The 14129-nt window shown below is 58.3% G+C and carries 7 protein-coding genes; all 7 read left to right on the top strand.

What is annotated here, in order from left to right:
• Positions 1-11 precede the first annotated feature (11 nt).
• The 7 genes from bcsQ to DSD31_RS01270 all read left to right on the top strand — a co-directional run bounded on the left by bcsQ (position 12) and on the right by DSD31_RS01270 (position 14074).
• Positions 12-749 carry a cellulose biosynthesis protein BcsQ gene (bcsQ, locus tag DSD31_RS01240; protein ID WP_004868727.1) on the top strand — a complete coding sequence of 246 codons (738 nt, stop codon included), beginning with the start codon at positions 12-14 and terminating at the stop codon, positions 747-749.
• A complete protein-coding gene (gene bcsA / locus DSD31_RS01245; protein ID WP_004868725.1) occupies positions 746-3364 on the top strand; it encodes a UDP-forming cellulose synthase catalytic subunit in 2619 nt (872 codons plus the stop codon). The genes bcsQ and bcsA overlap by 4 nt, the downstream gene beginning before the upstream one ends.
• Before the next feature lie 10 nt (positions 3365-3374).
• A complete protein-coding gene (gene bcsB, locus DSD31_RS01250) occupies positions 3375-5738 on the top strand; it encodes a cellulose biosynthesis cyclic di-GMP-binding regulatory protein BcsB (protein ID WP_088883579.1) in 2364 nt (787 codons plus the stop codon).
• Positions 5739-5741: 3 nt separating this feature from the next.
• Positions 5742-6851: a cellulose synthase complex periplasmic endoglucanase BcsZ gene (gene bcsZ / locus DSD31_RS01255; RefSeq protein WP_004868720.1), complete on the top strand. Its 1110-nt coding sequence runs from the start codon at positions 5742-5744 to the stop codon at positions 6849-6851.
• Positions 6833-10312, top strand: a complete 3480-nt coding sequence (bcsC, locus tag DSD31_RS01260; protein WP_113990789.1) for a cellulose synthase complex outer membrane protein BcsC — start codon at positions 6833-6835, stop codon at positions 10310-10312. Before bcsZ ends, bcsC begins: the two co-directional genes overlap by 19 nt.
• 308 nt (positions 10313-10620) lie before the next feature.
• Positions 10621-12630 (top strand): biofilm formation regulator HmsP, encoded by a 2010-nt coding sequence (hmsP, locus tag DSD31_RS01265; RefSeq protein WP_113990790.1) that lies wholly within the window; start codon positions 10621-10623, stop codon positions 12628-12630.
• Between the two features lie 157 nt (positions 12631-12787).
• A complete protein-coding gene (locus tag DSD31_RS01270; RefSeq protein ID WP_004868713.1) occupies positions 12788-14074 on the top strand; it encodes a dicarboxylate/amino acid:cation symporter in 1287 nt (428 codons plus the stop codon).
• Positions 14075-14129: the final 55 nt, after the last annotated feature.

A 14129-nucleotide genomic window follows, 5' to 3' on the forward strand; every position in this document is an offset into this window, starting at 1 on the left:
GGACGCCGTCGATGGCTATTCTTGGATTACAGGGTATCCGCGGTGGCGTGGGCACCACGTCGATTACCGCCGCGCTCGCCTGGGCATTACAGCTCCTCGGGGAAACGGTTCTGGCGATCGACGCCAGCCCGGATAATATGCTGCGCTATTTTTTCAACGTTGATGCGACGCATCGCGACGGTTGGGCACGTTCGTTAATTGACGGAGGCGACTGGCGCGACGCCGGCATCCGTTATACCTCGCATATTGATATTTTGCCTTTTGGTCTGCTTTCGCCCGGTGAAAGAGAGAACGTTGATAAGCTCTATCCGATGCTGGAATCTTTTGTCGGCATGGTGGAGAAGCTGGAGCAGCAGGGCGATCATCGCTGGCTGCTGCTGGATTTACCGGAAGGTTATTCCCCGCTGACGCGTTCACTGCTTAGCGCCTGCGATCGCACGCTGGTGGTGGTGCATCCGGACGGCAACAGCCATATTCGCCTGCATCAACAGGCGCTGCCGGCAAAAGGCGATATTCTGATTAACGATCTGCGCGTCGGCAGCCAGCTACAGGAAGATTTATACCAGCTGTGGCTGGAGAGCCAGCGCCGTATTTTGCCGGTCACGGTCCATCGTGATGAGGCGATGGCGGAGTGTCTGGCGGCGAAGCAGCCGCTCGGGGAATATCGTTCTGATTCGCTGGCCGCCGAAGAGATCCTGACCCTCGCCAACTGGTGTTTGCTGCACTATTCCGGCAAGGGGGCGCAATGATGCGCCTGAGTACCCTGCTACTGGCGCCGCCGGTCGCGGAACGTCTGAGCGAACGCTACAGCGATTATCGCCGCCACGGCGCATCGTGGCTGTCCGCATCGCTGGGCTGCCTGTGGGCGTCATTGGTCTGGGCGCTGATGCCGCTGGAAACACCGCGCTGGCAGGCGATTCTGAACAACCATCATGACTACTTCCCGCATATTAATCCCCATCGCCCGCGGCTGCTGGATCCGCTGCGCTATCTGCTGCAGTCCCTGTGGCTGCTGGTGACGCATGTACCCGGGGCGGATAAAAAGGCGAACTGGCGTTCGTTTGCCGCCATCAAAGGGGTTCACGGGCGCTATACCCAGTGGCTGGATACGCTTCCCGAACGGACGAACAGCCGCACAGCCCATCTGAATAAACACAAAGAGCTGGCGCACGTCAGTCCGAAACTGCGCAAGGCGATTCTTGGCGTGGTCGTCACTTTCTCGCTGGTGCTGTCGCTGCTGTGTATTACCCAGCCCTTTAACCCGCTTTCACAGTTTATTTTCCTGATGTTGCTGTGGGGCGTGGCGCTGCTGGTACGCCGTATTCCCGGCCGTTTTTCGGCCCTGATGCTGATTGTCCTCTCGCTGACCGTCTCCTGCCGCTACATCTGGTGGCGCTATACCTCGACGCTGAACTGGGACGATCCTGTCAGCCTGGTGTGCGGCATTGTGCTGCTGTTTGCTGAAACCTATGCCTGGCTGGTGCTGGTGCTGGGCTATTTCCAGGTGATATGGCCATTGAATCGCCAGCCGGTTCCGTTACCTAAAGATATGGCCGAGTGGCCGACGGTGGATATTTTCGTTCCCACCTACAACGAAGATCTTAACGTGGTGAAAAACACCATTTATGCCTCGCAAGGTATCGACTGGCCGAAAGATAAGCTCAATATCTGGATCCTCGATGACGGCGGGCGCGAAGAGTTTCGTCAGTTCGCCAAAGACGTCGGCGTGCATTACATCGCCCGCACCACCCACGAGCATGCCAAAGCCGGGAATATCAACAACGCGCTGAAGTACGCCAAAGGCGAATTTGTGTCGATCTTCGACTGCGACCACGTGCCGACACGCTCCTTCCTGCAGATGACCATGGGGTGGTTCCTGAAAGAGAAAGAGCTGGCGATGATGCAGACGCCGCACCATTTCTTCTCGCCCGACCCGTTTGAACGCAACCTGGGACGTTTCAGGAAAACGCCGAACGAGGGGACCCTGTTTTACGGTCTGGTGCAGGATGGTAACGATATGTGGGACGCCACCTTCTTCTGCGGATCCTGCGCGGTCATTCGTCGTGCCCCGCTGGATGAGATTGGCGGTATCGCTGTGGAAACGGTGACCGAGGATGCCCACACCTCCCTGCGTCTGCACCGTCGCGGCTACACGTCCGCCTATATGCGTATTCCGCAGGCCGCGGGCCTGGCGACCGAAAGCCTTTCGGCGCATATTGGCCAGCGTATTCGCTGGGCGCGTGGCATGGTGCAGATATTCCGCCTCGATAACCCCTTGTTTGGTAAAGGGCTTAAGTTTGCGCAGCGGCTCTGTTACGTCAATGCGATGATGCACTTTTTATCCGGCATTCCCCGGCTGATTTTCCTCGTCGCGCCGTTGGCATTTTTACTGCTGCACGCCTATATCATCTATGCGCCGGCGCTGATGATCGCGCTCTTCGTCTTGCCGCATATGATTCATGCGAGCCTGACGAACTCGAAGATTCAGGGCAAATATCGCCACTCTTTCTGGAGCGAAATCTACGAAACGACGCTGGCCTGGTATATCGCGCCACCGACCTTTGTCGCGCTGATTAACCCGCATAAAGGGAAGTTCAACGTGACGGCGAAAGGGGGACTGGTGGAAGACGAATATGTCGACTGGGTCATTTCCCGTCCCTATATCTATCTGGTGCTGCTGAACCTGGTGGGCGTGGCGGCGGGGATCTGGCGTCACCTCTACGGCCCGGAAAATGAGATCCTGACCGTTTGGGTCAGCATCGTCTGGGTGTTCTATAACCTGATTATCCTTGGCGGCGCGGTGGCGGTGTCGGTGGAAAGTAAACAGGTCCGTCGCTCGCATCGCGTCGAAATGAGCATGCCGGCGGCAATTGCGCGCGAAGATGGCCACCTGTTCTCCTGTACCGTACATGACTATTCCGATGGCGGGCTGGGGATCAAAATTCACGGTAAGGCGCAGGTGCTGGAAGGGCAAAAGGTGAATCTGCTGCTCAAACGCGGACAGCAGGAATATGCCTTCCCGGTCCGGGTTGCGCGCGTGAATGGCAGCGAAGTCGGTTTGCAGCTGATGCCGTTGACCAATCAACAACATATTGATTTTGTACAGTGTACGTTTGCCCGTGCTGATACGTGGGCGCTTTGGCAGGATAGCTTCCCGGAAGATAAACCGATGGAAAGCCTGCTGGATATCCTGAAGCTGGGGTTCCGTGGATATCGTCACCTGGCGGAGTTCTCGCCGCCGTCGGTGAAGGTTATTTTCCGCTCGCTCACCATGCTGGTTGCCTGGATAGTCTCGTTTGTTCCCCGTCGGCCTGAACGTGCCGCGGCGATACTCTCTTCAGAACCAGAAATGGCTCAACAATGATGATAATGCGATGAAAAGAAAACTCTCCTTGATTTGTGCAGTGGCAGTGGGAATGGCTGGTTGGTCATCCTTCGCCTCTTTTGCGGCGCCGGCGACAGCCGTGGCTGCGGCGCCAGCGCCTGCGGCGACGGACCCGCTAGCCGGGGGCCTGACGGCTCCGGCCCCGGTCATTGCCGACAGCCAGCCGACGGCAACCCTTGCCGCGCCGCCGGCGCCTGCGGTGGTCATGGAGAATGTTCCGTCCCGCGACGTGAAGCTCTCTTTCGCCAGTATCGCCCCGGCTCCGGGCAGTATGATACTGCGCGGGGCGCATCCCGACGGCTCGGTAGAGTTTGGTATGCGCAGCGATGAGGTCGTGACGAAAGCCCTGCTGAATCTCGACTATACGCCGTCCCCTTCGCTGCTGCCGGTGCAGTCGCAGCTGAAGGTGTACCTCAATGATGAGCTGATGGGCGTCCTGCCGGTTACCAAAGAGCAGCTGGGTAAAAAAGTCAGCGCGCAGATCCCTATCGATCCCCTGTATATCACCGACTTTAACCGCGTGCGTCTGGTGTTCGTCGGCCATTATCGCGATGTGTGTGAGAACCCGGCCAGCAGTACGTTATGGCTGGACGTCGGGCGTGACAGTAACCTGGACCTGACCTATCAGGCGCTGGCGGTGCGTAACGATCTGTCCCATTTCCCGGTGCCGTTCTACGATCCCCGGGACAACCGTTCGCTGACGCTGCCGATGGTTTTCGCCTCCTCACCGGATGCGCAACAGCAGCAGGCGGCGGCGATTGTGGCCTCCTGGTTCGGCAGCAAAGCCGGCTGGCGCGGCCAGGCGTTCCCGGTACTGTTTAACAAACTGCCGGATCGCAACGCCATCGTGTTTGCGACCAACGATAAGCGCCCGGACTTCCTGCGTGAACATCCGCCGGTGAAGGCGCCGACCATCGAAATGATTAACCATCCGGACAACCCTTACGTCAAGCTGCTGGTGGTCTTTGGGCGCGATGACAAAGACCTGCTGCTGGCCGCGAGGGGGATTGCGCAGGGCAATATTCTGTTCCGCGGCAGCAGCGTCGTGGTCGACGATGTCAAAGAGCTGCAGGCGCGCAAACCGTATGACGCGCCGAACTGGGTGCGTACCGATCGTGAAGTCACCTTCGGCGAATTGAAAACCTACGAACAGCAGCTGCAGTCCAGCGGTCTGGTGCCGGATTCCATTAACGTGGCGCTGAGTCTGCCGCCGGATCTCTATTTGCTGCGTGCCAACGGCATCGACATGAGGCTGAACTATCGCTACACCATGCCGCCGATCAAAGACAGTTCGCGCATGGATATCAGCCTCAACGACCAGTTCCTGCAATCCTTCAGCCTGAACAGCTCTCAGGACGTGAATAAATTGATATTGCGTCTGCCGGTGCTGCAGGGGCTGCTGGATGGTAAGACGAACGTCAGTATCCCGGCGCTGCGCCTCGGGGCGATGAACCAGCTGCGTTTTGATTTCCAGTACATGAACCCGATGCCGGGCGGCTCTATCGATAACTGTATTACCTTCCAGCCGGTACAGAACCACGTGGTGATTGGTGACGATTCAACCATCGACTTCTCGAAGTATTACCACTTTATTGCCATGCCGGATCTGCGCGTGTTTGCCAATGCGGGCTTCCCGTATAGCCGGATGGCCGATCTTGCTGACACGCTGATTGTAGTGCCATCCGCACCGACTGAGGGTCAGGTGGCGACGCTGCTGGAATCCGTTGGCGGTATCGGCGCGCAGACTGGTCTGGCGGCTATCAATGTGCAGCTCACCGATGATGGCAGCAAAATTAAGGATAAAGACGCCGACCTGCTGTTGATTGGCGCGATTCCGCCAGCGCTGAAAGATGAGACCAAAATTAGCCTGCTGGTCGATGCGACAAAGAGCTGGGTGAAGATGCCGATGCGCCATTACGATCTGCCGAGCATCTATCCGGATGATGAGGCCAGAACGCCCAATACGCGCACGGATATCACCTCCTCCGGGCCAATGGCGGCCATTATCAGCTTCCAGTCGCCGTATTACGATCAACGCAGCGTCGTGGCGCTGCTGGCGGACAGCCCACGCGGTAACGAGCTGTTGAACGGTGCGCTGAACGACAGCGGCAAGCGGGCGGCGATGTTTGGTTCCGCTGCGGTGATTCGTGAATCCGGAGTGAACAGCCTGCGGGTGGGCGACGTCTATTATGTCGGACATCTGCCGTGGTTTGAGCGAATCTGGTTTGCGCTGTCCAGCCACCCGGTGCTGCTGGCCATTCTGGCTGCGGTGAGCATTGTGCTTCTGGCCTGGGTGCTGTGGCGCATGCTGCGTATTGTCAGCCGTCGTCGTCTCCACCTTGATGATGAGTAAGCGATGATGAACCCGATTCGCGGAGTCATCCTGTCGGTTCTGATGCTGGCGGCGGCACAGGTAAGCGCCGCCTGCCAGTGGCCGGCCTGGGAGCAATTTAAAAAAGAGTATGTGAGTACCGAAGGGCGGGTGGTTGATCCCGCCGATTCGCGAAAAATCACCACCTCCGAAGGGCAAAGCTACGCCTTGTTCTTCGCGCTGGCGGCAAACGATCGCGACGCTTTCGGCAAGCTGTTCCAGTGGACCCAGAACAACCTGGCGGCGGGCGATCTGCGTGCGCACCTGCCGGGCTGGCTGTGGGGCAAAAAGAGCGATGAGGAGTGGACGCTGCTGGACAGCAACTCCGCGTCCGACTCCGATTTATGGATAGCCTGGTCGCTGCTGGAAGCCGGGCGGTTGTGGCAGATGCCGCAGTACACCGAGGTGGGCAAGGCGCTCTTGTCACGTATCGCCGATGAAGAAGTGACGGATGTGCCGGGTTTCGGACCGATGGTGCTCCCCGGTAAAGTTGGCTTTGTCGACGATAAAGGCTGGCGCTTTAACCCCAGCTACCTTCCGCCACAGCTTGCCAGCTACTTCAGCCGGTTTGGCGCCCCGTGGCCGAAACTGCGCGACAGCAACCTGCGTTTTCTGCTGGAGACGGCGCCCAAAGGTTTTTCTCCTGACTGGGTGCGTTACGAAAAAGGACAAGGCTGGCAGCTGAATGCGGACAAACCGATAATCGGCAGCTACGACGCGATTCGCGTCTATCTGTGGGTCGGGATGCTGGATGATGGGGATAAACAGAAAGCGCGACTGCTGGCGCGTTTTAAACCGATGGAAGCGCAGACGATTCGCCAGGGTGTACCGCCGGAAAAAGCGAATATCGCAACCGGGAAAACGACCGGCAACGGCCCGGTCGGATTTTCAGCGTCGATGCTGCCGTTTTTACAAAATGACGACGCCCGGGCGATACAGCGCCAGCGCGTCGCAGACCACTATCCGGGCGCCGATGCCTACTATAGTGCGGTCCTGACGCTTTTTGGCCAGGGATGGGATCAACATCGTTTTCGTTTCACTGCGGGTGGCGAATTACGACCTGACTGGGACCAGGAATGCGTAAGTTCAGATTAAGTATTATCACCTTGTCTCTCGGGATCGCCCTGCTGCCGCTGGCGCAGGCGGCGACAACCCCTGCCCAGGAGCATCTGCTGGAGCAGGTCCGGCTGGGCGAAGCGAGCCATCGTGAAGATCTGGTTAAGCAATCCCTCTATCGCCTGGAGCTGATTGACCCGAATAATCCGCAATTAATTGCCGCGCGAATGCGTTACCTGCTGCGCCAGGGCGACACCGACGGCGCCAAAAAACAGCTCGACAGGCTGGCAAAACTGGCCCCCGATTCCGCAGAACTGAAATCCTCCCGTAGCGAAATGAACCTCAACACCGGCGACGGGAGGCAGGAGCTGCAGCAGGCGCGCCTGCTGGGGGTGTCGGGACGTGTAGAAGAGGGGGTGGCCGCCTTTGAAAAATTGTTCGGCGGCGTGCCGCCCGATCAGACCCTCGCGATTGAATACTGGGCGCTGGTGGCGCGCCTCCCGGCGCGACATAAAGAAGCCGTTGCTCAGCTGAAGAAGCTGGATGCCAGCTCCCCGGGCAATGCCGATCTGCAGGCGGCGTTGGCCAAACAGATGTTTGCTGACGATAAACCGGCGGAAGGGTTTGCCTATTTAGAACAAATGTCGCGTTCGGCCGCCGGTCGCGGCGCTGCGGCCGATATGTGGCTTAGCGAAATCAAAGATATGCCGGTCAGCCGGGCCAGCGTGCAGCAACTGCAGCGTTTTCTGGTCCTGTTCACCACCGGTGAATCGGCAGCAAATGCTCGCGTGTTGCTGGCTCAGCAGCAGGCGCAGCTTCAGGATCCGGCATTTCGCGTGCGTTCCGAAGGACTGGCGGCGGTCAAAAATGACAACCCCGCCCAGGCCGTGGCCAATTTACAGCAGGCCGTGCGGGCCGATGCCAGGGACAGCGACGCCGTGGGCGCGCTGGGCCAGGCCTATTCGCAGCGTGGCGACAGAGCCCGTGCCGTCGCACAGCTGAACAAAGCGATCGCGATGGATCCGAAAAGCCCGAATCGCGATAAATGGGACAGCCTGCTACAGACGAACCGCTACTGGTTGTTGATCAAGCAGGGCGATAATGCGCTGAAGGCCGGCGAGCTGGATCGGGCACAAAACTATTATGCGCAGGCTCAGCGGGTCGACAGTAGCGATAGCTATGCGGTGCTTGGGCTGGGGGATGTGGCGGCAGCGCGCAAAGATAATGCGGCAGCGGAGCGCTATTATCAGCGTACCCTGCGGATGGATCGCGGCAACAACCTGGCGGTTCGCGGGTTGGCTAATCTTTATCGTGCGCAATCGCCGGAAAAAGCCAGCGCCTATATCGCCAGTCTGTCGCCTGCCCAGCGGCGCAGCATTGATGATATCGAGCGCAGTCTGACCAATGAACGACTGGAAAAACAGGCCGAAGCGCTGGAGAGCCAAAGCAACTGGGCGCAGGCGGCGGAGGTCCAGCGTCGGCGCCTGGCGCTTGACCCGGATAGCGTGTGGATTACCTATCGTTTATCCCGTGATTTAGTCAGCGCAGGCGAACAGGCGGAGGCCGATACGCTGATGCGTAATATGGTCAGCCGTAAGCCGGGGGATGCCGAGCGGGTTTATGCCTGGGGTCTCTATTTATCCGGCAATAATCAGGACGATCTGGCGCTGGCGCAGCTCGCTACTCTGCCGCGCGGCCAGTGGACGGATAACATTCGTGAGCTGGATGCGCGCTTACAGAGCGATAAGGTGATACGCCAGGCTAACCAGCTGCGCGACAGCGGCCGGGAAACACAGGCTATCGCCCTCATTCAACAGCAGCCGCCGTTGGTTCGCTACCAGCTTACGCTTGCGGACTGGGCGCAGCAGCGCGGCGATAGCCAGACGGCGATTGCGCAGTACAACGCGGTGCTGAGTCAGGAGGCCGACAACGGTGATGCCCGTCTGGGACTGGCGGAAGTCTATCTTGCCGAAGGCGATAAAAATGCCGCGCGCGCGCAGGTCAGCCAGCTGAAAGGCGGAGAGACCGATTCCATCAATATGCAGCGGCGGGTGGCCCTGGCGAATGCGGGGTTTGGCGATACAGCCCAGGCACAGCAGATTTTTAACCGTATTATCCCGCAGGCGAAAGCGCAGCCTCCGTCAATGGAAAGTGCGCTGGTGCTGCGCGATGCGGCCCGGTTCCAGACCCAGAACGGCCAGCCGCAGATGGCGCTGGAGAGTTATAAAGATGCCATGGTGGCTTCTGGCGTGACCCCGGTCCGCCCGCAGGATAACGATGCCTTTACCCGCCAGACCCGCAACGACAGCAGCGATGACTGGCTGAAGCGCGGGATCCGCAGCGACGCCGCGGATCTCTATCGCCAGCAGGATCTTAACGTCACCCTGGAGCATGATTTCTGGGGATCCAGCGGCACCGGCGGTTATTCCGATCTCAAAGCGCACACCACGATGCTGCATGTGGATGCGCCGCTCGCCGACGGACGCATGTTCTTCCGTACCGACCTGGTCAATATGGATGCCGGCAGCTTCTCAACGAACAGCGACGGTAGCTATTCGCCAAACTGGGGGACCTGCGGTGAAATTGCCTGCACCAGCGGTAGCAAAAACCAGACCGACGGTGGCGCCAGCGTTGCGGTGGGCTGGAAGAACGAGACCTGGAGCGCGGATATCGGTACCACTCCGATGGGCTTTAACGTGGTGGATGTGGTAGGCGGCCTGAGCTACAGCAACGATCTCGGGCCGATCGGCTACACCCTCAATATGCATCGCCGGCCGATTTCCAGCTCGCTGCTTGCCTTTGGCGGACAGAAAGACAGCAGCAGCCATACCGGGACAACCTGGGGCGGCGTCCGGGCTGACGGCGGCGGCGTGAGCATGAGCTACGATAAGGGCGAGGCCAACGGCGTCTGGTCTTCGTTGGGCGTCGATCAACTCACGGGAAAAAACGTGGCCGACAACTGGCGCGTGCGCTGGATGACCGGTTACTACTATAAAGTCATCAATGAAGATAACCGCCGCGTCACGGTGGGCCTGAACAATATGCTCTGGCACTATGACAAAGACCTGAGCGGCTATACCCTCGGCCAGGGCGGCTACTATAGCCCGCAGGAGTATATCTCGTTCGCGGTACCGGTCACCTGGCGGCAGCGGACGGAAAACTGGTCATGGGAACTGGGGGGATCCGTCTCCTGGTCGCACTCACGTACCAAAACCATGCCGCGCTACCCGCTGCTGAATTTGATTCCCTCAGACTATCGGGCCGATGCCAGTCAGTTGACGGAGCAAGGCAGCAGCAGTCAGGGCTTTGGTTACACCGCCCGGGCGCTGGTTGAGCGACGAGTTACCGGCAACTGGTTCGTGGGGGCGGCGGTGGATATTCAACAGGCGAAGGATTATACCCCGAGCCATGCGCTGCTCTACGTGCGCTATTCGGCCGCCGGCTGGCAGGGTGATATGGATATGCCGCCACAGCCGCTGGTACCCTACGCGGACTGGTAGCAGAATAGCCTGAATTACGCGATCGGGCGTCACTCCAGCCGCCGGTTCGCGTATACTCGTCAAACTTCGCCCGTCTTTGTTCATTCTGGCCGTCTTTCCCTCGGTGGCGCTACGCTTACCGGGGAGAGAGACCCATGCTGTCGCCTGGCTCCGGTAAGGGGGCAGCGGCAATCCGGGAAAATAACCCGCAGACGTCACGTCACCCCTTGCGGACGTGGGCGAAGGATTTAAGTATATAATCAGCCTGAAAACGACCGGTTTTGATGGAATGAAACCGGGTAGGTGTTAAGTATCAGTGGAGAACCCAGTTGCGCGTCAGCCGCTCACTTACAATTAAACAGATGGCGATGGTCGCGGGCGTGTCCATGGCGTTTGTATTGGTATTTTGTTCTATTTTGCTGTTTCACTTTGTGCAACAGAGTCGCTTCATTACGGCCACGCAATTAGAAAGTATCGCTCGTTCCGTTCGCGAACCTCTGTCGGCGGCTATCCTGAAAGCGGATATCCCCGAGGCGGAAGCCATTCTGGGGCGTATCCAGCCTGCTGGTATTGTCAGCCGGGCGGATGTGGTGTTGCCCAATCAATTTCAGGCGCTGCGGATGCGGTTTATCCCGGAGCGTCCGGTACCGGTGATGGTGACCCGCGTTTTCGAACTCCCGGTACAGATCTCCCTGCCGATTTACTCCCTGGAGAGGCCAGCCAACCCGCAGCCGATAGCCTATCTGGTGCTGCAGGCCGACTCCTGGCAGACCTACAAATTCGTCATGAGCGTACTTTCTACGTTAGTGACTGCTTACTTCTTGCTGGTGCTTATTCTGACGGTGGCTATCACATGGTGTATCAACCGTCTGATCGTCCGTCCGCTGCGTAAGCTGGCTCGTGAGCTCAATGATGTTGCGCCGCAGGACCGGCTCGGGCACCAGCTGACGCTGCCGCGTCTGCACCATGATGATGAAATCGGCCTGCTGGTGCGCAGCTATAACCGAAACCAGCAGACCCTGCTGCGTCAGCACGATGAGCTGACCTTACAGTCCACCCGCTTCCCGGTATCCGAGCTGCCGAATAAGGCCTTTTTGATGGCCCTGCTGGAGCAGACCGTCGCCCGGCCGCAAAGCTCAGCTTTGCTGGTTATCGCCTGCGAAACATTGCAGGACACCGCGGGAGTACTGAAAGAGACCCAGCGCGAGATCCTGCTGCTGACACTGGTGGAGAAGCTGCGGGGGATCATCCCGCCGCGGATGGTGCTGGCTCAGATTAGCGGCTATGACTTCGCCATTCTGGCCCACGGAATGAGCGAGCCGTGGCACGCGGCGACATTAAGTAAGCAAGTGCTCACTGTCATAAATGAACGGCTGCCGCTGCAGGGTATTCAACTGCGCCCCTGCGCCAGCGTGGGTATTGCGATGTTTAACGGCGAACTGAGCGCGGAACAGCTCTATCGTCGGGCATTTTCTGCCGCTATCGCCGCGCGGCATAAAGGTAAAAACCAGATTGAATTCTTCGATCCGGCCCAGATGGAAAAAGCCCAGCGTCGGCTGATGGAAGAACACGACATCCTTACCGCGCTGGATAATCATCAGTTCGCTATCTGGCTCCAGCCACAGGTTGATGCCGCCAGCGGTGAGGTTTGCGGAGCGGAAGTGCTGCTGCGACAACGCCAGCCCGACGGAAGCTGGTCGCTCCCTGCGGATCTGATTGAACGCATTGAAGCCTGTGGGCTGATGGTGCCGGTGGGTTACTGGGTGATGGAAGAAGCCTGCCGCCAGCTGGCCGCATGGCAAAGCCTGGGCATCATGTTGCCGCTGTCGGTGAACGTTTCGCTGCTGCAGCTGCTGCACCACGATCGCGGTACCGAGATGCTGACATTACTGGATCGCTATCGCATCGCGCCTGGGACGCTGGTGCTGGAGATTACGGAAAGCCGTCATCTGGACGACCCGCAGACGGTGGTGTCGCTGCTGCGTCCGCTGCGTGAGGCGGGCGTGCGGATTGCGCTGGATGATTTCGGGATGGGCTACGCCGGGCTGCGTCAGCTCCAGCATATGAAATCGCTGCCGGTCGATATCCTGAAAATCGATAAAGCCTTTATCGATATGTTGCCCGAGGATACCAGCATGGTTCCGGCGATTATCCAGCTGGCACGCGGCCTTAATCTGCGCATCGTGGCGGAAGGAGTTGAAAAAGAAGCGCAGTATCACTGGTTGCAGGCGGCCGGTGTGGATGTTGTTCAGGGGTTCCTGTTTGGTTGCGCTTTGTCGCAGGAGGCCTTTATGACGCAGTTCTTGCGCGGCAAGAATGAAGGGGGTGCAAGCTTGTAACGCGGGTGGTGAACTTGTGCGTGTCAGCTCAAAGTTTTTAACAATTCCGTTGCATTTTTGCGGTTAGTTATTTCTGAAATGTTTCCCTGGTGTTACTTTTAAGCCACAGACAGCCTATACCCCTTCAAGGTCTGTGGTTTTACCCAAAGGACACCCTATGAAAACCTCTCTCTTCAAAAGCCTCTATGTGCAGGTTTTGTCGGCCATTGCGATCGGTATTCTGCTGGGCCATTTCTACCCGGAACTGGGCGCGCAGATGAAACCTCTCGGCGATGCCTTCGTTAAACTGATAAAAATGGTTATCGCGCCGGTTATTTTCTGTACGGTTGTGACCGGCATTGCCGGGATGGAAAGTATGAAAGCCGTCGGCCGTACCGGTGCGGTGGCGCTACTCTATTTCGAAGTGGTCAGTACCGCTGCGCTGATTATCGGCCTGATTATTGTTAACGTGGTGCAACCCGGCGCCGGAATGAACGTCGACCCGGCGACCCTGGATGCCCATGCGGTAGCGGTCTACGCCGAGCAGGCGAAAGAACAGGGCATTGTCGCCTTCCTGCTGGATATTATCCCCGGCAGCGTCATCGGCGCCTTTGCCAGCGGCAATATCCTTCAGGTACTGATGTTTGCCGTGCTGTTTGGCTTTGCGCTGCATCGTCTCGGGAGCAAAGGCCAGCTCATTTTTAACGTCATCGAAAGTTTCTCGCAGGTGATCTTCGGCATCATCAATATGATTATGCGCCTTGCGCCAATCGGTGCTTTCGGTGCCATGGCCTTCACCATCGGGAAATACGGTGTCGGCACCCTGGTGCAACTGGGCCAGCTGATCGTCTGTTTCTATATCACCTGTATCCTGTTCGTGGTGGTGGTACTGGGTTCGATTGCCCGCGTGACCGGGTTTAGCATTTTCAAGTTCATCCGCTACATCCGTGAAGAGCTGCTGATTGTCCTTGGGACCTCTTCGTCCGAATCGGCGCTGCCGCGTATGCTGGACAAGATGGAGAAGCTGGGCTGTCGTAAATCGGTCGTGGGGCTGGTGATTCCAACCGGCTACTCTTTTAACCTCGACGGGACCTCGATCTATCTGACGATGGCGGCGGTGTTTATTGCCCAGGCGACGAACAGCCATATGGATATTTTCCACCAGATTACCCTGCTGGTCGTGCTGTTGCTCTCCTCAAAAGGAGCGGCGGGGGTGACCGGGAGCGGCTTTATCGTTCTGGCGGCAACGATTTCTGCGGTCGGGCATTTACCGGTCGCCGGTCTGGCGCTAATCCTCGGGATTGACCGCTTTATGTCTGAAGCACGCGCGTTGACCAACCTGGTGGGCAACGGTGTGGCGACTATCGTGGTGGCAAAATGGGTGAAAGAACTGGACAGCAAGCAGCTGGATGATGTCCTGAATAATCGCGAGCCGACCAACAAATCGCACGAATTATCCTCTTAAATCCTTCTGTTAGGCCCGTTGTCCTTGCTGGACTCCGGGCTCCTGCGCATAATTA

This window comes from Klebsiella sp. X13 (assembly GCF_003323835.1).
GTDB lineage: Bacteria > Pseudomonadota > Gammaproteobacteria > Enterobacterales > Enterobacteriaceae > Klebsiella > Klebsiella ornithinolytica.

Bases quoted from the DNA above. Each gene is read 5' to 3' on its own strand.
- bcsQ (WP_004868727.1), top strand. From the start codon at position 12: ATGGCTATTCTTGGATTACAGGGTATCCGCGGTGGCGTGGGCACCACG.
- bcsA (WP_004868725.1), top strand. From the start codon at position 746: ATGATGCGCCTGAGTACCCTGCTACTGGCGCCGCCGGTCGCGGAACGT.
- bcsB (WP_088883579.1), top strand. From the start codon at position 3,375: ATGAAAAGAAAACTCTCCTTGATTTGTGCAGTGGCAGTGGGAATGGCT.
- bcsZ (WP_004868720.1), top strand. From the start codon at position 5,742: ATGATGAACCCGATTCGCGGAGTCATCCTGTCGGTTCTGATGCTGGCG.
- bcsC (WP_113990789.1), top strand. From the start codon at position 6,833: ATGCGTAAGTTCAGATTAAGTATTATCACCTTGTCTCTCGGGATCGCC.
- DSD31_RS01270 (WP_004868713.1), top strand. From the start codon at position 12,788: ATGAAAACCTCTCTCTTCAAAAGCCTCTATGTGCAGGTTTTGTCGGCC.